This window comes from Psychrobacter maritimus (assembly GCF_029953575.1).
GTDB lineage: Bacteria > Pseudomonadota > Gammaproteobacteria > Pseudomonadales > Moraxellaceae > Psychrobacter > Psychrobacter maritimus.
The window spans coordinates 2,021,282-2,044,998 of sequence record NZ_CP124526.1 but is presented as its reverse complement, the minus strand read 5'-3'; the positions used below and the strand labels follow the sequence as shown (position 1 = coordinate 2,044,998).

At 43.0% G+C, this 23,717-nt stretch carries 20 protein-coding genes; 17 read left to right on the top strand and 3 right to left on the bottom strand.

Annotated elements, in window-relative coordinates; all coding sequences use genetic code 11:
• The first annotated feature begins 35 nt into the window (after positions 1–35).
• The 7 genes from QJS82_RS08540 (at position 36) to QJS82_RS08510 (ending at position 7,083) form a co-directional block, all read left to right on the top strand.
• The gene (locus tag QJS82_RS08540) at positions 36–1,175 is read left to right on the top strand and encodes a glycosyltransferase family 4 protein (RefSeq protein WP_281490200.1); all 1,140 of its coding nucleotides are present in this window, start codon (positions 36–38) and stop codon (positions 1,173–1,175) included.
• Positions 1,176–1,203: 28 nt separating this feature from the next.
• Positions 1,204–1,827 (top strand): sugar transferase, encoded by a 624-nt coding sequence (locus QJS82_RS08535; protein WP_281490199.1) that lies wholly within the window; start codon positions 1,204–1,206, stop codon positions 1,825–1,827.
• Positions 1,820–2,479: an acetyltransferase gene (locus tag QJS82_RS08530; RefSeq protein WP_281490198.1), complete on the top strand. Its 660-nt coding sequence runs from the start codon at positions 1,820–1,822 to the stop codon at positions 2,477–2,479. The genes QJS82_RS08535 and QJS82_RS08530 overlap by 8 nt, the downstream gene beginning before the upstream one ends.
• Before the next feature lie 97 nt (positions 2,480–2,576).
• The gene (locus QJS82_RS08525; RefSeq protein WP_281490197.1) at positions 2,577–3,776 is read left to right on the top strand and encodes a DegT/DnrJ/EryC1/StrS family aminotransferase; all 1,200 of its coding nucleotides are present in this window, start codon (positions 2,577–2,579) and stop codon (positions 3,774–3,776) included.
• 121 nt (positions 3,777–3,897) lie between these two features.
• Positions 3,898–5,340, top strand: a complete 1,443-nt coding sequence (locus tag QJS82_RS08520) for a capsule assembly Wzi family protein (protein WP_281490196.1) — start codon at positions 3,898–3,900, stop codon at positions 5,338–5,340.
• Positions 5,341–5,590: 250 nt separating this feature from the next.
• Positions 5,591–6,496, top strand: coding sequence for a bifunctional methylenetetrahydrofolate dehydrogenase/methenyltetrahydrofolate cyclohydrolase FolD (gene folD / locus QJS82_RS08515; protein WP_281490195.1), 906 nt, complete (start codon positions 5,591–5,593; stop codon positions 6,494–6,496).
• Positions 6,497–6,600: 104 nt separating this feature from the next.
• On the top strand, positions 6,601–7,083 hold the full coding sequence (locus QJS82_RS08510; RefSeq protein WP_438656698.1) for a phosphate-starvation-inducible protein PsiE: 483 nt from the start codon (positions 6,601–6,603) through the stop codon (positions 7,081–7,083).
• A gap of 136 nt (positions 7,084–7,219) precedes the next feature.
• Here QJS82_RS08510 and corA read toward each other — a convergent pair whose 3' ends face one another.
• Entirely contained in the window at positions 7,220–8,443 is a 1,224-nt protein-coding gene (gene corA / locus QJS82_RS08505; RefSeq protein ID WP_201618883.1) for a magnesium/cobalt transporter CorA, read from the bottom strand.
• 104 nt (positions 8,444–8,547) lie between these two features.
• On the bottom strand, positions 8,548–8,937 hold the full coding sequence (locus tag QJS82_RS08500) for a DUF2237 family protein (RefSeq protein ID WP_201562997.1): 390 nt from the start codon (positions 8,935–8,937) through the stop codon (positions 8,548–8,550).
• Positions 8,938–9,541: 604 nt separating this feature from the next.
• Between QJS82_RS08500 and QJS82_RS08495 the strand changes: the two genes are divergently transcribed.
• Positions 9,542–10,858 (top strand): ATP phosphoribosyltransferase regulatory subunit, encoded by a 1,317-nt coding sequence (locus QJS82_RS08495; protein ID WP_281490193.1) that lies wholly within the window; start codon positions 9,542–9,544, stop codon positions 10,856–10,858.
• Positions 10,859–11,021: 163 nt separating this feature from the next.
• A complete protein-coding gene (locus QJS82_RS08490; RefSeq protein ID WP_183619033.1) occupies positions 11,022–12,311 on the top strand; it encodes an adenylosuccinate synthase in 1,290 nt (429 codons plus the stop codon).
• A 228-nt stretch (positions 12,312–12,539) separates the two neighbouring features.
• On the opposite strand, the gene QJS82_RS08485 is transcribed toward QJS82_RS08490, so the two are convergent.
• Positions 12,540–13,847, bottom strand: a complete 1,308-nt coding sequence (locus QJS82_RS08485) for an RNA-guided endonuclease InsQ/TnpB family protein (RefSeq protein ID WP_281490192.1) — start codon at positions 13,845–13,847, stop codon at positions 12,540–12,542.
• A gap of 342 nt (positions 13,848–14,189) precedes the next feature.
• On the opposite strand from QJS82_RS08485, the gene ndk reads away from it, so the two are divergent.
• The 8 genes from ndk to bamB all read left to right on the top strand — a co-directional run bounded on the left by ndk (position 14,190) and on the right by bamB (position 23,363).
• Entirely contained in the window at positions 14,190–14,621 is a 432-nt protein-coding gene (gene ndk, locus QJS82_RS08480; protein WP_193011877.1) for a nucleoside-diphosphate kinase, read from the top strand.
• 366 nt (positions 14,622–14,987) lie between these two features.
• A complete protein-coding gene (rlmN, locus tag QJS82_RS08475) occupies positions 14,988–16,217 on the top strand; it encodes a dual-specificity RNA methyltransferase RlmN (RefSeq protein ID WP_281490191.1) in 1,230 nt (409 codons plus the stop codon).
• A 358-nt stretch (positions 16,218–16,575) separates the two neighbouring features.
• Entirely contained in the window at positions 16,576–17,439 is an 864-nt protein-coding gene (pilW, locus tag QJS82_RS08470) for a type IV pilus biogenesis/stability protein PilW (protein WP_438656696.1), read from the top strand.
• The gene (locus tag QJS82_RS08465; RefSeq protein WP_281490189.1) at positions 17,436–18,254 is read left to right on the top strand and encodes a helix-turn-helix domain-containing protein; all 819 of its coding nucleotides are present in this window, start codon (positions 17,436–17,438) and stop codon (positions 18,252–18,254) included. The genes pilW and QJS82_RS08465 overlap by 4 nt, the downstream gene beginning before the upstream one ends.
• Positions 18,255–18,478: 224 nt before the next feature.
• Entirely contained in the window at positions 18,479–19,594 is a 1,116-nt protein-coding gene (ispG, locus tag QJS82_RS08460; RefSeq protein WP_201562989.1) for a flavodoxin-dependent (E)-4-hydroxy-3-methylbut-2-enyl-diphosphate synthase, read from the top strand.
• A 110-nt stretch (positions 19,595–19,704) separates the two neighbouring features.
• Entirely contained in the window at positions 19,705–21,003 is a 1,299-nt protein-coding gene (hisS, locus tag QJS82_RS08455; protein WP_281490188.1) for a histidine--tRNA ligase, read from the top strand.
• 80 nt (positions 21,004–21,083) lie between these two features.
• Positions 21,084–21,875 (top strand): YfgM family protein, encoded by a 792-nt coding sequence (locus QJS82_RS08450; protein WP_281490187.1) that lies wholly within the window; start codon positions 21,084–21,086, stop codon positions 21,873–21,875.
• Positions 21,876–22,154: 279 nt separating this feature from the next.
• Positions 22,155–23,363, top strand: coding sequence for an outer membrane protein assembly factor BamB (gene bamB, locus QJS82_RS08445; RefSeq protein WP_281490186.1), 1,209 nt, complete (start codon positions 22,155–22,157; stop codon positions 23,361–23,363).
• The last annotated feature ends 354 nt before the right edge of the window (positions 23,364–23,717 follow it).

Below are 23,717 nucleotides of genomic sequence, written 5' to 3'. Positions count from 1 at the left end.
CAATAATATAGAATTTAATTTTAATACGGTAAAATATGAAGTTTCTAATAATTGCTAGCTATCCTGCCTCAATTTCAAAATTCCGTGGTCATTTAATTAAAATGCTACAGAATAAAGGTTTTGAAGTTCATATTGCTTCTCCTGAGTTTAACAATCATCCTGAAGAGGCTAAAGAGCTTAAAGAATTGGGTTATATTCTTCACGATATTCCAATGCAGCGTACAGGGACCAACCCATTAAACGATGCTAAAACCTTGTCTGCTTTATACTTATTGATGAAGAAGATTAAGCCCAGTCATGTTATGGGTTATACCATTAAACCAGTCATCTATGGATCATTGGCAGCCAAACTCGCTCGTGTGCCGCATCGTTTTGCTCTGATTACAGGTCTTGGTTACGCGTTTCAAGGAGCAGATGAACAGGACTATAAAAAGTCTACTCTACAAAAAGTAATGCATAAACTTTATTCAGTAGCATTAGCATCGACTCATAAAGTGTTTTTTCAAAATCCTGACGATGAAGCCTTGTTTAGAACTATGAAGATTTTGCAGCCTAAAGCCTCAACTACCGTGGTTAATGGCTCAGGCGTTGATATATCAGAATATAGTGTCCAGCCTTTTGCCACTATAGATGATATATTGATCCCTAGGTTTCTATTGATAGCTCGCTTGCTGGGTGATAAAGGAGTACGCGAATATGCTCAAGCTGCTAAAACTATTAAAGATAAATATCCGCAAGCTCAATTTGACTTAGTAGGCTGGATCGACGATAACCCTGATGCTATCGAGCAACAAGAGTTAGATAGTTGGATTAATGAAGAATTATTTAACTTTTGGGGTAAGCTTGATGATGTGAAGCCAGCCATTGCAGCGAGTTCTATTTATGTATTGCCTTCTTATCGAGAAGGCACACCGCGCACTGTACTAGAAGCGATGGCAATGGGTCGCCCAATCATTACGACGGACGCACCAGGTTGTCGTGAAACAGTGATTGATGGTTATAACGGTTATTTAGTTCCTGTTAAAGCGGTAGAGGAATTAGCGGCTGCGATGGAACGTTTTATCGTTAATCCAGCGCTTATTATTGAAATGGGTAAGGCATCACGCCAATTGGTAGAAGAAAAGTTTGATGTGGATGCTGTCAATCAATCTATGCTAGAAGCGATGGGCTTATAATTTATACAGTAGAGTCACAGGAAGAAAAATGATCAAACGCCTTTTCGATATCACTGCTGCGACCACCGCTTTGGTCGCTTTATCTCCGGTATATGTCATCACCGCTTATAAAGTCAAAAAAAACTTAGGCTCGCCAGTGCTATTTCGTCAAACACGCCCGGGTCTAGACGGTAAGCCGTTTGAGATGATTAAGTTTCGTACCATGAAGGATGCCATAGATAGTGCTGGCAATCCTTTGCCTGATAGTGAGCGCTTGACTGACTTTGGTAAAATGCTACGTAATAGTAGTTTGGATGAGCTGCCTGAGCTGTGGAATGTTGTCAGAGGCGATATGAGCTTAGTCGGACCACGCCCGTTATTGATGGAATACCTACCGTTATATAGTAAAGAACAAGCGCGTCGTCATAATGTACGCCCTGGTATTACCGGTTATGCGCAAGTGAATGGGCGTAATGCCATCGGTTGGGATAAGAAGTTTGAGCTTGATACGTGGTATGTAGACAATCAATCGCTTTGGTTAGATATCAAGATACTACTTAAAACAGTAAAAAAAGTGGTTATCAAAGACGGTATTAGCGCTGACGGCGAAGCGACAATGAGTAAGTTTACCGGTTCTCAAGATCAATCAGCTTTAGAAAATAGCTATGAGTAAAGTATTTGCCGTCTACGGTGCCTCAGGCTGTGGTCGTAGCTTAATGCCGGTAGCCGTTGATCAATTACAAAGATTAGATGCTCAAGTAGATAGCCAAATCGTATTTATTGACGACGCATTAGATAAAGATACTAATGTTAACGGCTATACGGCGATGAATTATGCAAAATTTAAGAGTATAAATTGTGATGATAAATTTGTCCTGATTGCCATTGCTAATAGCAGCATTCGTCAAAAAATTGCAGATAAATTGGTTCAAGATGGTATCTCGTTGTGGACAGTAAAAGGAATGACCACCTTAATTATGGATGAAGTGATTATCGCTGCTGGTGCTGCGCTCAGTCCATTTGTCACTATTGCTGCTAACGTCACTATCGGTAAATGCTTCCATGCCAATCTATATAGCTATGTCGAACACGATTGCGTGATTGGCGACTATGTCACCTTTGCCCCGCGCGTTAGTTGCAATGGCAATATTCATATCCATGACCATGCCTATATCGGCACAGGGGCAGTCATCAAACAAGGCACACCTGATAAGCCATTGATTATCGGTAAAGGTGCCATTATTGGAATGGGAGCGGTTGTTACCAAAGACGTCCCAGCTGGGACAGTTGTGATTGGTAATCCTGCAAGACCCCTCAATAAATAAAAACTATAAATAAAAAATCAGAATCAAATATTTCGTTATAAAACACTAATCGTCAATGATAAATCATCAATTATAAATAAGCACCATCGAGGCAACTATGTTAAACACCCCATTTTCACCTTGGCCAAGCTTTACTCAAGAAGAGGCTGATGCGGTCAGTCAAGTATTATTATCCAACAAGGTAAATTACTGGACAGGGCAAGAGTGTCGTCAGTTTGAGACGGAATTCGCTAAATGGGCTGATAGCAAATATGCCATTGCGATGGGTAATGGTACATTGGCATTAGACGTTGCCTTACAAGCGTTAGATATTGGCGCAGGCGATGAAGTCATCGTCACGCCGCGTACCTTTATTGCAAGTATCTCATCAGTCGTCAATATTGGCGCTACACCAGTATTTGCTGATGTCGATGAGGCTACCGGTAATATCACCCCTGAGTCGATCGAGGCAGTATTAACGAATAAAACCAAAGCTATCGTCTGTGTGCACTTAGCAGGTTGGCCTTGTGATATGGATGGCATCATGGCGTTAGCAGAACAGCATAATCTATATGTGATAGAGGACTGTGCTCAGGCGCACGGTGCACGTTATAAGGGTCGTAGCGTTGGTAGTATTGGGCATATCGGTGCGTGGAGCTTTTGCCAAGATAAAGTAATGACCACAGGCGGTGAAGGCGGTATGGTTACCACTAACGATGAGCAATTATGGCGCAAAATGTGGGCTTATAAAGACCATGGTAAAAGCTACGCCGCTGTCTATGAGACCGAGCATCCACTAGGCTATCGCTGGCTACATGAAAGCTTTGGTACCAATTGGCGCATGACTGAAATGCAAGCGGTGCTTGGTCGCATTCAATTAACGAGAATGTCTGAGTGGACAGCCAAACGTACGGCTAATTCTCAAGCTATTTTAGATGCCTGTACTAAATGGGAAGCAAAAGGCTATCTTTCTGTACCAAGATTAGAAGAGTCGCCGCAGTTTGCAGATTCGACCCACGCCTATTATAAGCTCTACGTCTATGTGCAGCCAGACAACCTACCGAAAGAGTGGTCACGAGATCGGATTATTGAAGAGATAAATAAGTTAGGGGTTCCTTGTTTTTCTGGTTCCGCTTCGGAAGTTTATCTGGAAAAGGCCTTTGATAATACAGGTTTACGTCCTGAAAGTAGATTACCAGTCGCCAAGCAGCTCGGCGAAACCAGCTTGATGTTTCTTGTGCATCCAACGTTGACGGCAGACGAAATTAAGCAAACCGTACAGGCGATTGATAGTGTATTCACTAAGATTGATGACTAATAATTTATAATTTGTTAGGTTAAATTTAATTTAATGACGTTATTTTAATTACGTTAATCCATATTACTGTTTGAGCGATAGCCTTTATAATAAACCCCTTTTAACCAAAGAGTATTTGATCATGTACAAGAAGCTAAGTATTTTATTGGGTTTTGGTGTCTTATCATCAGTGTCAATGCTGGCATCTGCACAAAACCTGTATATGAACGATCTAAAGCTTAAGGCCGATCTTGACTGGCTAAATACTCAAGGGGTCGCGCAGATTAGCACCAGCACGTGGCCACTGACGTCCAATGAGATCAAGCGCGCTTTAAATACGGCTAATGCTCAGACACCTGCGCAGCAGCAAATCCTGCAGTCGGTACAAACGCGCCTAGCTCAAAACCGCAATTCTGTGGTAAAAGGGACGGCCGCCCTGCATATACAAACCGATAGAGATCAGCTACCACAAAAATTTGCTGATGATAAGCTGGCGGGTCAACAAGCAAGCGTTGGGGTGTCACTTAGCGAAGCAGAGTGGGAATTTAATCTACAAGCCAATCTAAAAAATGACAAACTCATTGAAGATGGCTCAGACGTTAGCTTTGAAGGCTCATATCTTGCTGGTACCGCAGCTAATCAATGGTTGATTGCAGGTAAAATTCCTACATGGTGGGGACCTGGTCATGATGGTAGCCTGATTCGAGGCGATGCAAGCTTGCCGGTCGCAGGTTTTACCATGCAGCGTGACCAACAATCTGCACCGACATCACCATATTTATCGTGGGTCGGACCTTGGCAGTATCAGCTATTTGCTGGTCAGTTTGAAGATTATGAAGCAATTCCTGATGCTAAGCTGTTTGGCGCAAGGCTGACGGCTAGTCCTTGGGAATGGTTAGAAGTCGGGGCTTCTCGTACCTTTATGTGGGGCGGTGAGGGTCGTCCAGAGAGTCTTGGCTCCTTTACTGATGCTCTTTTAGGAACTAAAGATAATGGTGGTAACGAAAGAGGCGATCCGGCTAATCAGTTAGGTGGATTTGATGCGCGCTTAAGTTTAGCGCCATTAGTCAATGTGCCTGCTGGCGTTTATGCTCAATATGTGGGCGAAGATGAAGCAGGCGGCTTGCCAGCGAAAAATATGTATTTAGCAGGTGTTGATTATGCGTCTGCTGCTTACGGAAAACCTTATCAGCTGTATGCGGAGTATACAGATACCCGCACTAGCGGTGAGGTAAGAGGTATCTCTTATGACCATAGTATTTATACCGACGGCTATTATCAGCAAGGCTTTCCATTAGGCTATGCGCTAGGCGGCGATGCGGAAAGTATCGCGCTTGGAGGTCGCTTATGGCTCGATAACCGTAATTTTATTAATGTAAAAGTACAGCATGCTAAGGTGAATCAAGCCGATGAAGCCATTAATCAAGCCTTCCCAACGATTGATAAGCTGACTGGTATTGATGTGGCTTGGGAGCATCAATACAATCCAAAGACGCTGATATCTAGTAGACTTTGGGCAGTTGACTCTGATACCCAGTCCACTGATGTCGGCCTAGGTGTAGGTATTGAGCTACAGACTTATTAAATGGCTGTTTAATCAGTTTATGAACATGAAAAGTCGGTCTATTAGGATTTAATGGCTCGACTTTTTTATGGCCATGTTATTAATTTTTAATAAGGCCTTTGAATAGGGTGCTAGGATTTTTTAGCCCAGACAGGTACAATATCAGTCTCAATTAACGGTCAAAAAGAATTGACCGAGCATAAGACAGGCATGCAAAGATACTGCAGGCGCTGTCTTTACTTTTTTTATCGCACCCTCTATTGGAGTTACTATGTCAATTGCGTCTATTACGTCAACTGCCCAAGGATCTGCTACCGTTTTGGACGGTAAAGCACTTGCTAAACAAATAGAACAGCAACTGAGTACGCGTGTAGACGCTATTAAAGCTAAGACAGGACGTACCCCAAGCCTAGCGACGATATTGGTCGGTGACGATCCTGCGTCTGCGACTTATGTGCGTATGAAGGGCAATGCTTGTAAGCGTGTCGGTATGGATTCTATTCGCGTTGAAATGCCAAGTGCGACAACGACTGCAGAGTTGATGGCAAAAATAGACGAGCTTAATAGCAATCCAGACGTTCATGGTATTTTGCTGCAGCATCCAGTACCGGCTCATATCGATGAGCGTGCTTGCTTCGAGCAGATTGACTTAGCAAAAGATGTCGATGGTGTGACCTGTCTTGGCTTTGGTCGTATGGCGATGCAGCAGTCCGCTTATGGCTCATGCACCCCGCAAGGTATCATGCATTTACTAGAGCATTATAATATTGAGCTGTCAGGTAAAGAGGCCGTGGTCGTAGGGCGTAGTGCTATTTTAGGTAAACCAATGGCAATGATGCTGTTAAATGCCAACTGTACCGTAACGATTTGCCATTCAAGAACGCAAGATTTAGAATCCCATATTAAGCGTGCTGATATCGTGGTTGGGGCAGTGGGCGTACCTGAATTGATCAAAGCCGATTGGATTAAAACCGGCGCGGTAGTCATCGATGCAGGTTTCCATCCGACTGATAATGGCGGCGTTGGTGATATCGAGCTGCAAAGCGTAGAAAATATCGCTAGTGCTTATACGCCAGTACCAGGTGGCGTTGGCCCTATGACGATTAATACGCTTATTCGCCAAACCGTTGATGCGGCTGAAAAATCTGCTGGTTTAGACAACAGTGCAGTTAGCTAATGAAGCCGCTGTCAGAGCAAGAACCAGAACAGCAATCGGAACAGAAAAATAACCAAGCGTATCAAGCCCAACAAACCAATACCCCTCATGTATCAAAGCCAAATATGGGAATACATGAGCGCATGCAACATATCGGCCGTGAGTTTGTCGATATTTGCCACTATATTATTTTATTTTTGATTAGTGTGGTGGTGGTTTGGACAGCGGGCAAAGAGTTCTTTGTGATTTTTCAAAAAGGCTCAGCAGATTTAAAAGATATCTTATTACTGTTTATTTATCTTGAACTACTGGCGATGATTGGTATTTACTTTAAAACCCATCGTTTGCCAGTGCAGTTTTTGATATTTATCGCGATTACAGCTTTGTCACGACATTTGGTCGTCGATGTGCAGGCGGTATCAGATAATTTTCATCTGTGGCTATTGGCAACGATTTCCTTTGCCATCATGGTGCTGAGTGCGTCAATTGTGATATTAACGTGGACGGCGAAGATGTTTGGGCGACCAGAAGATTATTTGGATGATCATCAAGTGACCAGTACTGAGCATCATCTGCCGAGTGTTGATAGTAAGCATTATCGTAAATAAGGTTTGTTTGATAAATACCATTGATGAATGGTTGTTACTAAATCGCTGGGAATGAATAGTCGTTAATTTTTAATAAAAAAGGGTTGCCAATTAAATGGCAGCCCTTTTTCTGTTTTAAATGAAGACATGCTCTGACTTATAACCAACCCAACCTTTTAAAGTTAAAGTATAAAAAGCTACATAACGAGATAATAACTGCCATGATAACGAGATAAGAGTACTGCCAATGGAGCTCTGGCATAAAATCAAAGTTCATTCCATAGATACCAGCAATCGCCGTTGGTACCGCTAAAATACCTGCCCAAGCGGCAAGCTTACGTACCACCTCATTCTGTCCCATATTGACTATAGCAAGATAGGTATTCATGACCACGCTTAGCATCTCATTTAAGCCGTTAATGGCATCCAAAGAATGTAGCAAATGGTCATTCACATCTCGGAAGTAGGGTTTAGCAGCGTGAGAAAACGGGGAGATTAAGTCGCTTTTATCGTGATTGATAAAGAAGCTACATATATCTTGCACCGGTAAAATCACCGCACGCATATGTACCAGCTGGGATTTTAATTCATATAAGTTTCTAAGCGTTTCTTTATTAAACTCATAAGTAAAAATATTACGTTCTTGCTCGCGTAGATAACTGCCCAAACGATCGGTAATCGGCATATAGTTATCGACGATAAAATCGAGAATGGCATGCAGGACAAAGATAGGTCCCATGCGCAGCTTTTCTGGGCGACGATGACAGTGTTCGCGTACCGGCATATAAGAGTTAGACGGACCATTACGAATGGTAATCAGGTAGTTTTTGCCCATAAATATCGCGGTAGTGCCATAGCGAATGATATTGTCTTTGAGCTTGGCGGTACGTAGCACCACAAATATCATGTCATTTTCGTAGTTCTCAACCTTGGCGCGCTGATGTTCGGCAAAGGCATCTTCAATCGCCAGCTCATGTAATTCAAAAGCATCTCTGACTTTGACCATGGTTTCTAAACTGGGGTCATAAAGACCAAGCCAGATAAACTGACCACTATTGCTTAAAGCGCGACTGACATCATTCAGCGCCACCTTATTCACTTTTTCGCCCGTTTTACGCGAGTAAGCATAGCAATTGACCACTTCGTCATCGCTGGATAAATCGATATCCTCATAGCGCTCAGAGTCGGGGTCATAGACGGTCATCGTCTCAATCGTATCCTCGACCGTCGCGTCCGCATCGCCATAAATATAGCTGTCATAGCTATCATAATTGTCTAAATAAGAGCGCTCATCGCCCATGTTAGGGTCGATAAGGCTGACATTAGAGTCAGGTGTGATACGAGTTGTCGGTTTGACAATCAGGTCATCATCTTGCTTCATACCTTCTCCTTTAGTCTGTGGTTAATATTAAATAAATATTAATTAAAATAGATTATGACATGCGACCAAAATGAATTTTTTTCTGCACACTGCTTCTCTGCAAACTACAGTGCAAAGCGTTTTAGCGTCTCGATATCCACCAGACTTAATAAGCTCTCGTGACAGGCTTCTAGCTTTATTTGCGGAGCAATATCGAAGTCTAAGGCTTCAACCCAGCGTAGCGCACAAATACACCAATAGTCACCAGGCTGTAGACCGGCAAAACCATATTCAGGCAGCGGCGTAATCAAGTCATTGCCGCGACTGGCAGAAAAGTTTAAAAATTCGCTGGTCATCTTAGCGCACACGGTATGCTGACCAACATCGTGGTTGCCGGTATGACAAAAGCCATTGCGATAATAGCCAGTAAGCGGATCAAAACAACAGCTGGCAAGGGCAGTGCCGAGGACGTTGGTTTGATTAATGGCAGGATTTGGGTGGTAATCAGTTGACATAAGGCTTTCCGAGATAAAATATGGGTTAGTGTAACATGAGTCTACCGATAAGGCGTTATGCAAGCAACAGACTGCAAACGCTTCAGGCTAACAGAAACAGTAATACTAATAAGCAGTGATGTTAAGAAACGGGGTTCTAGAAAATAAGTAAAAATCATGAAAGATAGTTAGCATAAATAACTCCGTGTTACTCTTATCATTGATAGGTATTACTTTTTATTTTCATTTATTCGTTCTGAATGCATACCTTATTAATAATGAAGGCTATAAACCTTTTGACCAAGAATTAGATAGTAATTGGGGTTAATTGTCACTAGGCGAAGCTTGGCTGCTATGCTAAACTAAAGCATAAAGTGCCTTGATTATTTATCATAGTTTTCTATCGCATAAATTTTAGCGCATAAAGATACTCGTCTTATCATCCTAACTTATACTTATTACTCACCCTTTTGCGGTCACCTAGTTTGCTTATAGATAATTGGGTCAGTGATGTTGCGCGTCAAAAATACAAAACGCCTTACATCCCTGCAATTGTAAATACAACCTTTTAGTACCGCATCAGTACCGCGTTTTTGGTAAGCGATACGCCAAACAAGGATTCATTGTGTCTGCCAGTTCTGATTCTGCAAAACCTGCCCAGTCAAATACGACAAAACCAGCTGCGACTCAGCCTGCTGATAATCGTGCTACCGCTAATGGCCTGCCATATCTAAGCAATTTTGCCAGCGATGTTGCCAATAACAGCTGGCTGCTGCCTGATGGGGTTGTCGATGTGTTGTTTGAAGATGCACATAAGCAAGAAGTACTTAGACATCAATTGATCCAGCAGCTTATTAGTCATGGCTATCAGTTGGTCAATCCGCCGATGATTGAGTTTACTGAATCTTTATTAAGTGAAGCCTCAGAAGATTTAAAGCGCCAAACCTTTAAGATTATCGATCAGCTGACCGGTCGTTTGATGGGCGTGCGCGCTGATATTACCCCGCAGATTTTGCGTATTGATGCCCATCACGGCGGTAATGGTATTGCGCGTTATTGCTACGCAGGGGACGTGATTCATACCTTGCCTTCAGGATTGTTTGGCTCACGTACCCCGTTACAATTGGGTGCAGAGATATTTGGTTGCGGCGAACTTGCAGCCGATATTGAGCTGGTAGATGTGCTGTTTAGTATGGTCAATAGCTTAGATATGAGCGCGGCGCTGCATATTGATTTGGGTCATGTGGCTATATTTAAGCGTTTAGCGGCACTGGCTGAGTTGTCTGATAATGACACCGAGCAATTGATGCATCTTTATGCCAATAAAAATTTACCAGAACTAAAACGTGTTTGTCAGTTACTCACAATGGGTGATGATTTTTACGCATTGGCGCGCTTTGGTCATGATATGGCAAAGTTATTATACACACTGTCAGATACTGCCAAGCAAGATACGCACATTGTGACGGCTGTCGATGAGTTGCAACGTTTAAAAGCACATTTAGAGATGCAATGGCAGACGCCAGTAAGTATCGATGTGACCGAACTGTCGGGCTATCATTATCATACCGGCATTATCTTTAACGGCTATATCAATAGCGAAACTCAGCCGCTGGTACGTGGCGGGCGCTTTGATGGTATGCAGAGCGTGGGGCAACTAAGTGCGAAGCAGCCACGTGAAGCGACAGGCTTTAGTATGGATGTAAGCCGTTTGCTGGCGCATACGCAGCTTGAGTCACCAATTATTGTATTGGTTGATTATGAGGCATTAAAGCAGGCTAATGCTGATAAAGCACAAATGCAAATACTATTGCAGCAGGTCACAAGCTTACGTCAGCAAGGTTACCGCGTCACTATGCCATTAACGTGCGATGACCGTCCAGCAGCGATGACGCATCGTTTAAACTTTGCGAATAATCAGTGGCAGTTAGAAGCTATCTAATTTTAAACGCTATATCTTGAATCTAAAATCTATTTAAAGAAATATCATTAAATGACTGGGTTATTAAACCGCTAAAGAATGACTTTTAATTATATTTTTTAGCATAATTTCAGTTTTAAACCGTTATTGCACACACCTCAATACATCAAGGTAAGGATTAATCATGGGTAAGAATGTCGTAGTTTTGGGTAGCCAATGGGGCGATGAAGGTAAAGGTAAAATCGTTGATTTACTGACCGAAAAAGCCGCAGCAGTTGCACGCTTTCAAGGCGGACATAACGCTGGTCACACCCTAGTCGTTGATGGTAAAACCACCGTTTTACATCTAATTCCATCAGGTATCTTACGTGAAGGCGTGACTTGCTTCATCGGTAATGGTGTGGTGTTAGCACCTGACGCATTATTAAAAGAGATGAAAGAGCTAGAAGACAACAACGTGCCAGTACGTGAGCGCCTACGTATTTCACCAAACTGCCCATTGATCATGCCTTATCACGTAGCGCTTGACCAAGCACGTGAAGCAAAACGTGGCACTGGCAAAATCGGTACGACAGGTCGCGGTATTGGACCAGCCTATGAAGATAAAGTTGCGCGCCGTGCGATTAAGCTTGCTGACTTGTTCCGTGATGACTTAGAAGAAAAACTACGTAACTTAATCGAATATCATAACTTCCAATTGACTCAGTATTATAAAGTTGACGCCATTGATTTTGATGAGACGTTTAAGCTTTGCCAAGAGTGGAAAGAAGAGATTAAAGGTATGGTTACTGATGTGACCGAAGACCTAAATCAATTACGTCTTGCTGGCAAGAACCTGATGTTTGAAGGTGCGCAAGGTACGTTGCTTGATATCGACCATGGTACTTATCCGTTTGTCACCAGCTCTAGCGTAACTGCGGGCGGTGTATCTACTGGTACGGGTATCGGTCCACTGTATTTAGACTATGTATTGGGTATCACTAAAGCGTATACCACGCGTGTTGGTAGCGGTCCGTTCCCAACTGAATTGTTTGATGATGTTGGCGCGCATTTAGCCAAAGTCGGTCATGAGTTTGGTGCAACGACTGGACGCGCCCGTCGCTGTGGTTGGTTCGATGCCGAATCATTACGCCGTGCTGTGGTACTTAACTCTATGTCAGGTATCTGCTTGACCAAGCTTGACGTATTAGACGGTCTAGAAGAATTGCTAATCGGTGTCGGTTATAACCTACCTGAGACTGAGTGTGCTGGCGCGCATGATGCTGAATTCTATGAGTCAGTAACGCCTAAGTACGAAACCCTACAAGGTTGGAGCGAGTCAACCGTTGGTATCACAAACTATGACGACCTACCAGAAAACGCCAAAATATATATCAAACGTATCGAAGAGTTGATTGGTTGCCCAGTTGATATCATCTCAACTGGTCCTGACCGCGAAGAGACGATTGTATTACGTGATCCGTATGATGCTTAGTCAGTGATAACCCTATGTTATAAGTAATTCATAAAACCCTAATGCTGAGCATTGGGGTTTTTTGTTATAATAATGAATGAGTAATGATAGATAAATAAGTAGCGGTTTTTGGCTTTATACAAGCGACTTTCCTAAATTAACCCTATCATTTATAGCCTCAATCATTATATTGACATACTCCCACCACTTTCGCCAAGCTCAAGTGGGGAATTCTAAAAGCATAAGTTCTTAGGCGACATTCTCACGAATATCACAAGTTTTCTGCTTCATCGGGCGACCTTTACCGCATCCTCCCTCCACAGACAACACGGCATGTCCTGCCGCGAGTATATTACGAGCCGCATTAACATCTGCGTTCGCAATATATGTGCATTTGACGCACTCAAAGTTTGCTTGAGTGCGTCTATTTTCCTTAGCAATATGCTTGCATTCAAAGCAGGTTTGGCTGGTGTAGCGTGGGTTTACTTTAATGAGCAACCCACCTTGCCATTGCTGCTTGTACTCAAGCATATTAACCATCATGCCCCAGCCTTGATCTAAGATAGATTTGTTCAATCCTGACTTGGCTTTGAGATGACGACCTTTTTTCTCCTTCGTTCCGCTTGCTGATTTCGACATATTGGCGACTTTTAAATCCTCACAAGCAATCATGGCGTGGTTTTTGCTGATTGTGGTGGTAATTTTATGCAAGTAGTCATGGCGAATGTTAGCGATATGATGGTGGAGCTTTTGAATCTTACGGTTTTGCTTTTTCCAGTTGGCACTGAATTTTACTTTCTTTGCCAATCCACGTTGCAGCTTAGCAAGTTTAACTTGATTAGCTTTAAAACTGTTTTTGGGTTTGATGTATTGACCGTCTGAGGTGGTAATGAGTTTAGTGATACCTAAATCAATACCTATGGCGCTTTTAGAGGGGTGAATTGGGTTCTCAGATAATGCTCGCTCAGTGCCAAACGACACGTACCAGTGTCCTGATTTCTTGCTGATGGTGACGTTTTTAATGGTGCCGATGATATCTTGTGATTTTTTAAATTTCACAAAGCCCACGCCATTAGGTAGTTTGACGCGGTTGCCCTCAATACGGCAATATTTATCAAACTGAACCAAGCGAATTGAGTCGCGGCCATCTGATTTACGCTTAAAGCGTGGCATCAGTGGGCGTAGTTGAATCTCTGTACCGTCTACTAGCTTAAAAAACTTGGGTTTACGAGGTTTCTTTTTATTTTCTTTTAACCTGGTATGAGTTTTAGAGTCGAAAAATCGTGCCCAAGCAGAGGCGAGATCACGTATTTTCTGCTGTAAAGACACGGCATTGGCATGAGTTCTTAAGAAAGAAAAATCAGGATTGTTCTTTAGATCCATGATTTTATTAACCAAGTTGGTGGCATTAATAAATTCATTTTTGGCAAACATCTCAAATGAGATCGCTAGCATTTGATTCCAAACAAAACGTGCAGAGCCGACAAGATTATTTAGAATAATCTGTTGCTCTGCATTAGGCTCAAGCCTAAATTTATACGCTTTGTTGATTTTCATAACGCCGATTCATTTTTTTTGATATAATATAAACTCTAAAGTTTACAATAATTTATTTCAATATATTATTTGTGTAAAGATATAATATAATAAACGAAACGCTAGGCGAAATTCAATTCCACTCTAACATCAAGTGGAGTCCTTTTTCACGTTTTGATAAGCAATAATTCTGTGTTGGTCTGTCTTGAATTTATATTGATAAATCATGAATCATTTCAATAAGTCTAAGCCAATATAGTAGTCGGAGATAAAATGAGAGGTTCGTGATAAAGCGACTTCTTTATTATTTCATTTCTTATTTTAGTGTAATTTTTTAACCCCCTCATCCATTAGGAGCTTTTCATGGCTAACGAACGTACTTTATCTATCATCAAACCTGACGCAGTTGCTGGCAATAACATCGGCGCTATCTACGACCGTTTTGAAAAATCAGGTCTAAAAATTGTTGCCGCTAAAATGATGCAACTTGATGATAAAAAAGCAGGTGGTTTCTACGCTGAGCACGCTGAACGTCCATTTTACAATGACCTAGTTTCATTTATGACTTCAGGTCCAGTATTGGTATCAGTATTAGAAGGCGAAAACGCTATCGCTAAGCATCGTGATATCATGGGCGCTACTAACCCAAAAGACGCCGCTGAAGGCACTATCCGTGCTGACTTCGCTAGCAGCATCGATGAAAACGCCGTTCATGGTTCAGATTCAGCTGAATCAGCAGCCCGTGAAATCAGCTACTTCTTCAATGAAGATGAAGTTTGTGCACGTACGCGTTAATACCAATAATTATTGATATCAGCTTATGATGTTGGTTATTAATAATTAGTGTGGCGAGACGGCTTATATCTTAGGGTATAAGCCGTTTTAGCTATTATAATATTCCGGTATTTTATTATGAATCATTAAAATGACTCATTGAAATTTCGAGTCACTTGCCTCACTATTAGTTTTACTGAGCATTATCAATCCCTTATCAGCATGTTTTTATGATTTCTAAGCATTTACCAATGCCTCGATAAAAAATGCGCTCATAACGGATTGCTCCTGCACTCATACATAACGTATATACATAATGTATGACTGGCAACGCCCATCTCAATAATTGCAGCGCTTATCGCAATGGCTGCAAAAAGGTTACCTATTATGTCGACTTCTCAAACACCCATCCAACATATCCCAACAAAGCCTGCGAATAGCATTAAGCTCGTTGATGAGGCGCAGGCGAAAACCAATCTATTGGGCATGACCCAAGCGCAACTGGCGGTTTATTTTAAGAGCATCGGCGAAAAGCCGTTTCGCTCGACGCAAGTCATTAAATGGATTTATCAGCAGGGTGTAACCGACTTTGAGCAGATGACTAATTTGAGCAAATCATTGCGTGATAAATTGTCAGCCAATGCCTGTGTTGTTCCGCCAAAAGTCATTCATCGTCAATATAGTGATGATGGTACGCGTAAATGGGTTTTTGAAGTGACGGGCGGCTCATTGGTTGAGACAGTATTGATACCAGCTGACGACAGTAAATTAAACGGTCGTAAAACCCTATGCATATCGTCGCAAGTGGGCTGTGCGTTAGATTGCAGCTTTTGTAGTACTGGTAAGCAGGGTTTTGAGCGTGATTTAAGCGCCGCTGAAATCATCGGACAATTATGGGTGGCCAATGCCTCTTATATGACTGATGACAATGACAGTTTAGAAAACGTTGACCATAGTTTATGGGAAAATAACGTCACCAACGTCGTAATGATGGGCATGGGCGAACCATTGTTAAACTATAAACCCGTGGTTGGTTCGATGGAGTTGATGCTGAGCGACCATGCTTATGGGCTATCAAAGCGCCGTGTGACGTTATCAACCTCGGGCGTGGTGCCAAAAATGTATCAATTGGCGCAAGATATCGATGTAGCCTTGGCGATTTCCTTGCATGCGCCAAATGACGAGCTGCGTAATGAGCTGGTGCCTATTAATAAAAAATATCCGCTAGAAGAGCTGATTGCCGCAGCAAAAAACTACGTTTATGATGTCAATCCGCGTCATAAAAAGCATGTGACGATTGAATATGTCATGCTTGATGGCGTCAATGATCGTAATGAGCATGCCCATCAATTAGTGGCGTTATTAGAAGGTTTACCAAGTAAAATTAACCTAATTCCGTTTAATCCGTTCCCACATGCGCCGTATGACAAATCAAGCAATAATCGTATCCATGCCTTTAGTGATATCTTAAGCCAAGCGGGTTTTGTTTGCACCATTCGCCAAACGCGCGGTGATGATATTGATGCCGCTTGTGGTCAATTGGTTGGACAAGTCGCTGACAGAACGCGCCGCTCAGCCGCTTGGCAGCAAAGTATTAAAGATCGCGAAAATATTTAGGGCAGCGTTAATAGTGCAGGACTAACATTGTAGAGTTAAATACTACAGCGTTAACTATTTGCTGATTGAGCATTTAGATGTAGTAATGGGCTTAAGCATTCAGATTAAATGCTTAGCTGTCGTTTTTGTCTCACAACAGTAATAAAATGTAGTCATTAGCAGTAATAATTGAGTGCGGCGCAATTAATCACAATAAATTGTACTTATGGGGGCTAAATCTATTAAACTGAGGCCTCGAAGATAGAACGCATTGAATCTCAGTTTTATGATGGCGGCTATGATGACTTTTAAAAATCCTTGTCAGTTCAAATATCAAACATTCATTTCTCAAACGGTGCAGCAATCGAGTGTCAATGCTATGAGTATTGCCAAAAAGCGCGGCGTAAACGTTATTTTGTTAGCCAGCGCTTTAAGTGCCTTGCTACTTAGCGGTTGCCAGAGTACAACGACCACGGATTTAACCGGTGGCACGCCTTATCAAACCTCGACGCGGCCGAGTGACAATCGTAATTTGGATCAGCAAGAAATTGCTCGCGTTCGCACCTCACTTGCGGCACAATATATCCGCAAAAATGAGCTTGATACCGCTCAGCGTCAACTTGAAAAAGCCTTTGCTGCCGATAGCCGTTATGCGCCAGCCTATGATATGATGGGCGTTTTGTTGCAGCAAGAGGGCAGTCGCCTCAATCTTGAAAAAGCCGATCAATATTTTAAAAAAGCCATTATGCTTGATAAAGATTTTGATCAAGCCCACAACAATTATGGCGTTTATCTGTCGCAGATGAAGCGCTATAAAGAGGCGGCGGCGCAGTTTGAGATTGCAGGGGCCGCACTTGGCTACGAAGGTCGTATTGGGGCGTTAGAAAACTTAGGCCGCACTTACCTTCAGCTAAATGATCATCCAGCCGCTGCCAAAGCGTTTTTGCGTGCCTTAGATGGTAACCGCAATAGTGTGATTGCACACATTGAATTGGTCGATTTATTACTCGAGCAGCAGCGTGTGCAGCAAGCACAAAGGCTTTATGACGAAACTTTGATGCTGGTACAAGGGCAGGGTATTAGTCCGCGCTTGCTATTGCAAGGTATCAAACTTGCAGCAGCACAAAATAACATAGCAACCCGCCAGCAATTGGCACAGCAGCTTTTATCCGCTTATCCACTAAGCGATGAAGCAAAACAACTTAAGACTTGGCTTAACAATCCAGAGGCACCATGGAAATGACCACCCCATCATCAAACACTCAATCTAACGCTCAGGGATCATTTGGTGCCATGTTGCAGCAAGCCCGCAAAACTAAGCAAGTCAGCTTGGAGGACGCGGCCGCCGAGTTATTTATTTTAAAACGACATTTGCAAGCCTTAGAAAATGAAAATTTTGCGGATTTACCGCAGGCGGCGTTTGCGCGTGGTTTTGCGATTAACTATGCAAAGTTTTTGGGTTTAGATCCAGTCAAAATAGCCAATAGCTTCGATGCTGCTTACCCAACTGAGCTAAAGTCGCGCTCAACCAATAATATTGAGTCGCCACTACGCCCGATGGGTACCCTACAGCGCGATACTCATAACCGTATCCGTTTTAATCCATTATTAATCATCGCGGTCATTGGCGTCATTATCTTAGCGATTTTCCTATTTCGTATGGTCAGTAATGCCAGTAAAGACAATAATGAACAGCCAGTAACCAGCAGTGAAGACATCTCAGCGCTAGAACAAGCGCAAGGTGCGGCGATTGATACCGATGCTAATGGCGTTGGTGCTTCTGGTTCAGCACTTAACTTGGGCGGCGATGCAAGCATGGCACCAGCTACGCTGGATGTTAAGCTGACAGATGCCGCTGTCGTCACTATTACTGACGCTACTGGTAATAGCTTGATAGCTGGCTCGCAGACTGCTGGTAATTATCAATTATCTGGTATGCCGCCCTTTAATGTACAGATTGATAATGTTAAAAATGTCAGCTTGATGCTTAATCAAGAAGCGGTAGCTCTAGACAGTTATGCTACAGGCACGCAAGCCAGTTTTGAGCTAGCGCCTTAGTTTTTAAATAACGGGTTTATTAATTTGTTAGTTTATTAAATGACTGGTTTTAAAGTGAGCGCTAATTTTTTCAGTGATTGCTATTTTTAAAACCGTTATTGTTAGTGTTAAATAGTAATTAGTCTTAAGAAAATTATTGGTGTTAAAAAGCTATTAGCGTTATAAAAGCGATGTTTGTTTCCAGTTTTTTTCGTTCCAATTTGTTCCAATGAAAGGGTTTGTCTATGTCAACGTCAGCGCCTATTAACCGTCGTCTTACTAAAAAAATATATGTCGGTGATGTCGCGATTGGTGGTGATGCACCGATTAGCGTGCAAAGTATGACCAATACCGATACTTGTGATGTAGCAGCGACCGTTGCCCAAATCGAGCGCTGCGTTGAAGCAGGGGCGGATTTGATGCGCGTATCGACGCCGACGATGGATACGGTAAGAGCCTTTGCGGAAATTCGTAAGCGTGTCAGCGTACCCTTGATAGCTGACGTGCATTTTGATCATAAAATTGCCTTGGCCGTTGCTGAAGCCGGAGCGGACTGCCTGCGTATTAACCCGGGTAATATCGGCAGCGACGCCAAAGTACGTGAAGTAGTCGCTTGTGCCAAGCATTATAATATTCCCATTCGTATTGGTGTTAATGCCGGCTCATTGGAAAAAGACATTCAGCGTAAATATACCGAGCCAACCGGCGCGGCGATGCTCGAATCAGCCATGCGCCATATCGATATATTAGAGCGCTTGAACTTTGATCAATATAAAGTGTCGGTGAAAGCCAGCAATGTGTTTTTAACATTAGATGCTTATCGTCTTATTTCTGCGCAGATTGATAATCCGCTGCATTTAGGCGTTACCGAAGCGGGTGTTTATCGTACAGGCGCGGTTAAATCTGCGATAGCCTTAGGCGGGCTATTATTAGATGGCATCGGTGATACCATTCGTATCTCCTTAGCCGCAGAGCCGGAAGAAGAGATTAAAATCGGCTTTGATATTTTAAAATCGCTAAATATTCGCTCAAATGGCGTTAACTTTATCGCTTGCCCAAGCTGTTCGCGCCAAGAGTTTGATGTCATTAGAGTGATGACGGCGTTAGAATCACGTTTAGAAGATATCCGTGAACCGATGAACTTGTCAGTGATTGGCTGTAAAGTAAACGGTCCGGGTGAAGCGAAAGAAGCGGACATTGGTATTGTCGGCGCGGCGCCAAAATCACTGGTCTACCGTATGGGCGAAAAAAGCCATTTGATTGATACCAATAATTTGGTCGATGAGATTGAAGGCATGGTACGTGCGCATGCTGAAGATTTGGCGAAAAAACGTGAGAATGAAATCATTCGTGTAAAGTAATAAAGTAAGCGTAAGACGCTGAGCTATTTAAAGCTTAATGTATAAACGTCACGACAAAAATAATTAGTAATAGAGTACTTTGTTAAAAATTTTAAGGATGCGACCGTACCATGATTAAAGCTATCAAAGGGTTTAATGATATTTTGCCTGAACAGTCTGCAAAATGGCTGCACTTAGAGTCGATATTGGCTGATGTGCTGGGTAGATACGGTTATGAGCATATTCGTCTGCCTATCGTTGAGCAAACCGACTTGTTTGCCCGTGCTATCGGCGGCGCAACCGATATCGTCGAAAAAGAGATGTATAGCTTTACCGATAAGTCTGAGCCACCAACGCCATTGGCCTTACGTCCAGAAGGTACGGCAGGGGCAGTACGCGCAGTGATTGAGCACAATTTATTGCGCGGTGATACGCCGAAACTTTGGTATATCGGTCCGATGTTTCGCTATGAGCGTCCGCAAAAAGGTCGCTACCGTCAGTTTCATCAATTGGGTGTCGAAAGCTTTGGTAGTGCGCTACCGGATGCCGATGCCGAGCTGATTGCTATGACGCATCTAATGTGGCAAGAATTGGGTCTAAAAGACGAGATGCGCTTAGAGCTTAATAGTTTGGGCGAGCTTGATGAGCGCCATGCTTATCGCGAAGCACTGGTTGCTTATCTGACTGACAAACAAGAGCAGCTAGACGAGGACAGCAAGCGCCGTTTAACGACCAATCCGCTGCGTATTTTAGACAGTAAAGAAGCAAGTACCCAAGCGTTATTGGTAGATGCGCCAAAGCTTGCTGAGTTTTTGGGTGCTGAAAGTAAAGCGCATTTTGAGCAAGTGCAAGCGTATTTAACCGCACTTGGTATTGAGTTTGAAATTAACCCGCACTTAGTACGCGGTCTTGATTACTATAATAAAACCGTTTTTGAATGGGTAACTGATAAGCTTGGTAGCCAAGCGACCGTTTGTGCTGGTGGTCGTTACGATGGTTTGATTGGGCAATTAAAATCTATCGGTAGCCCTGATGACAAAGGGCATAATAAACCAGTGAAGTCTGAGCCAGCCGTTGGTTTTGCGATGGGTCTTGAGCGTTTATTGTTGCTTATCGAAGCCGTGGCGCCGATTGCAGAGTTGCCAGCTTGTGACGTTTTTGTGGTTGCTCATCCAGAAGTCTATAGTGCGGGTATTGGCTATGCGCAAGAGCTGCGCTACAGCCGTCCTGACCTACGGGTAAAAATGGCGAGCGCAACCAGCTTAAAAGCACAAATGAAAAAAGCGGATAAGTCAGGCGCTGCATTAACAGTGATTATCGCCCAGCAAGAGCTCGATGATAATACCATTAGTATTAAAGATATGCAGACGGGTGAGCAACAAACGGTTGCGACAGATTGGCTATCGAGTAAAGAGAACTTTGATCGTTAGTAAAAGAAAACTTGGTTCGCCAATAATCGATGGTGGCTTTAGCATTCGCATTTAATAACACTTTTATCAGGTAAAAATATATGGCTCTGACACCCAATTCGCCAAATACAGACAATTCAATGCAAGCATTAAAGCAGTATGGCAGCTATATTGTCACCGCGATTTTATTGGCGTTGGCCGCCTATTTCGGCTGGACCTATTGGCAAAATAACCATGCGCGCGTCGATACCGTCGCAGCCGACCATTATGCTGATATTCAGCGTTTAAATGAAGAAGTCAGCTTAGCATCACAGAATCCAGATTTAGAAGCAGAGGCGCAAGCGTCACTGGCTGAGAGCCGTAAACAGTTAGACAAAGATATTGATGCTTTAGTGAGCACTCATGGTAACTCTGTCTATGCATGGCAAGCGCTGATGATTAAAGCCCGTCAACAAGTGGATAACGATGACTTTAAAGGTGCGGGTGAGACCTTTAAAAAGGCACTAGCAATCGATTTGGGCGATGCAGGCTTAGAAGCGATTACCCGTCTGCGCTATGCGAAGACGTTACTAGCGGCTGGTGATGCCGATGCCGCCTTGGCTGAAGCCAATAATGATATGCCAAGCTCGTTTGAAGCGAGTCAACAAGAGCTATTGGGTGATATTTATCTGGCACAAGATAATAAAGACTCAGCGGTTAAATCTTACAATAATGCTTGGGAATTGTTACGTAACCGTCAAGAAACACGTGCAGTATTGGCATTAAAGATGGAAAGCTTGGGTATCGTGCCTGAACCTATTGCGGCGCCAGCCAGTCTTATCCAAGAACCTGCAGCACCTGCACAACAGCCATCAATGGTTGAAAATGAAAATACGGTAGTAACTGCTGAATAGTAGAGGTTGAAAATAAATCTTAAAAAGGTTTTCAATAATAATCGCTGCTGCTAGATATGAGCGCTAACGCTTTAATAAGTATTTTAATAAAAATTGTAATACCTCAAATCGTTCTACAAGCCGTTTTAAAAAACTGTTTTAAAAAACTAAGTAGCGCAGTAAGTCAGGAGGGTAGTATTAATAATGAGTGCTTATTTATGTGCTGGTTATTATTGTTCACCGTTTACTTGCTGATAGCTAATTTATTAATGATTAATTTATTGCTAGTGAGACCCTATAATGACTCAAGCTATTCGCTCTAACAGAACTATAAACGCTAAGACCATCAAAACGACGGCCATGCATGTCGCCGTCATCGCAGTGATGGCAACTGCAGTCGTTGGGTGTAATCGAGGTATCAAACCAGTCGTCAATGACCCTGTCAAATTGGTGCAAATCGCGCAGCCAATTAGTGTATTGCAGCCGGTTTTTAGTACCGATGTTGGTAGCAAAAAAGCCAGTAGTAAAGATCCGCTTGACCTGCAAGTGGGCTATGCCAACTCGCAAATCGTTACTGCATCACGCGGTGGTGATTTAATAGGCTTTGATAATGCCGGTCAACGCCTATGGTCAGTCAATGTTGGTGATCAAATTACCGGCGGCGTGGCCTTAGATGCCTTGAGCCAAACCGCTATTATCAGTACCCGTGGCGGCTTGGTGATGGCGTTTGATAGTGCCACTGGTGCTAAGCGTTGGCAGACACAGCTTAGCGGTTCGGTGCTAACACCTGCTTTAATCAGCAATAACCGGGTGGTTTTATCGGCGAACGATGGCTTCTTACATGGGTTATCGTTACAGAATGGTCAGTCGGTTTGGCAGTTTGCCACCCAAGTGCCTGCTATCAGCGTACGCGGTAGTGCAGCGCCAACATTGCTAGATGCGAAAACCGCACTATTGGCTACGGCTGATGGTCGCTTGCATGCCGTTACTATCGATAATGGCTTACCGCAATGGTCACGCCGCGTTGGTGTCGGTGCAGGCAGTAGTGAAGTTGAGCGTATGAGCGATGTCGATGGCATGCCTATCGTCGATAAGAACCAATTGTTTGCCATCAGCTATAGTGGTCAGCTGTTAGGTATCGACTTAGCTTCTCGTCAAGTGCTGTTCGTTAACGAGCTTGCAAGCTTAAAATCACTGGCGGTGAACAATCAGCAAGTCATTGCAACCAGCTTAGACGGCAAAGTAGTTGCTTATAATCGCAGCAACGGTGAGGTTTTGTGGGAAAGCGAAGAGTTGGCTTATCGTCACTTAACCAACCCTGTGATGATTGGTAATTATATTGCTGTTGGTGATTTTGATGGCGTGGTGCATTTATTTGACCCTGCTAGCGGAAAAATTGTCAGCCGTGTACAGACTAAAGGCGCATTAAGTAGCTTGCAAGTACAAGGCAGCCGTTTGCTCACCCAAAGCACTTCAGGGCAAGTCGCTATTTGGCAATTGGCGCGCTAGATTTTTATAAGTCATTGCTTATTTGATTGTACTGATTAAAAAAGCCTGCTTATAGTGACATCAATACAAAACGCTGCTCAGTCAGCGTTTAGTGCCTTGTGTAAATTGCTTGTTTAAGCGGTCGCTTTCGCGTACTCTATGCGACCGCTATGTAGTAGGCGTTATTCATATATAATAGCGTTATCTATATAGTCGATTCATTTTGGAATTTATATTTATAGCCCGTGGCCATTAATATCTCGATATTATTTCGCACTGACTATATTTGCTATTATCTAATTTTATCGTTTTATTTCTATTATTTATTTAAATTCGCGGTCAAGTGCAGCTATTCATCTTTATGATAAGAGTCAG

Bases quoted from the DNA above. Each gene is read 5' to 3' on its own strand.
- QJS82_RS08540 (WP_281490200.1), top strand. From the start codon at position 36: ATGAAGTTTCTAATAATTGCTAGCTATCCTGCCTCAATTTCAAAATTC.
- QJS82_RS08535 (WP_281490199.1), top strand. From the start codon at position 1,204: ATGATCAAACGCCTTTTCGATATCACTGCTGCGACCACCGCTTTGGTC.
- QJS82_RS08530 (WP_281490198.1), top strand. From the start codon at position 1,820: ATGAGTAAAGTATTTGCCGTCTACGGTGCCTCAGGCTGTGGTCGTAGC.
- QJS82_RS08525 (WP_281490197.1), top strand. From the start codon at position 2,577: ATGTTAAACACCCCATTTTCACCTTGGCCAAGCTTTACTCAAGAAGAG.
- QJS82_RS08520 (WP_281490196.1), top strand. From the start codon at position 3,898: ATGTACAAGAAGCTAAGTATTTTATTGGGTTTTGGTGTCTTATCATCA.
- folD (WP_281490195.1), top strand. From the start codon at position 5,591: ATGTCAATTGCGTCTATTACGTCAACTGCCCAAGGATCTGCTACCGTT.
- QJS82_RS08510 (WP_438656698.1), top strand. From the start codon at position 6,601: ATGGGAATACATGAGCGCATGCAACATATCGGCCGTGAGTTTGTCGAT.
- corA (WP_201618883.1), bottom strand. From the start codon at position 8,443: ATGAAGCAAGATGATGACCTGATTGTCAAACCGACAACTCGTATCACA.
- QJS82_RS08500 (WP_201562997.1), bottom strand. From the start codon at position 8,937: ATGTCAACTGATTACCACCCAAATCCTGCCATTAATCAAACCAACGTC.
- QJS82_RS08490 (WP_183619033.1), top strand. From the start codon at position 11,022: ATGGGTAAGAATGTCGTAGTTTTGGGTAGCCAATGGGGCGATGAAGGT.
- QJS82_RS08485 (WP_281490192.1), bottom strand. From the start codon at position 13,847: ATGAAAATCAACAAAGCGTATAAATTTAGGCTTGAGCCTAATGCAGAG.
- ndk (WP_193011877.1), top strand. From the start codon at position 14,190: ATGGCTAACGAACGTACTTTATCTATCATCAAACCTGACGCAGTTGCT.
- rlmN (WP_281490191.1), top strand. From the start codon at position 14,988: ATGTCGACTTCTCAAACACCCATCCAACATATCCCAACAAAGCCTGCG.
- pilW (WP_438656696.1), top strand. From the start codon at position 16,576: ATGAGTATTGCCAAAAAGCGCGGCGTAAACGTTATTTTGTTAGCCAGC.
- QJS82_RS08465 (WP_281490189.1), top strand. From the start codon at position 17,436: ATGACCACCCCATCATCAAACACTCAATCTAACGCTCAGGGATCATTT.
- ispG (WP_201562989.1), top strand. From the start codon at position 18,479: ATGTCAACGTCAGCGCCTATTAACCGTCGTCTTACTAAAAAAATATAT.
- hisS (WP_281490188.1), top strand. From the start codon at position 19,705: ATGATTAAAGCTATCAAAGGGTTTAATGATATTTTGCCTGAACAGTCT.
- QJS82_RS08450 (WP_281490187.1), top strand. From the start codon at position 21,084: ATGGCTCTGACACCCAATTCGCCAAATACAGACAATTCAATGCAAGCA.
- bamB (WP_281490186.1), top strand. From the start codon at position 22,155: ATGACTCAAGCTATTCGCTCTAACAGAACTATAAACGCTAAGACCATC.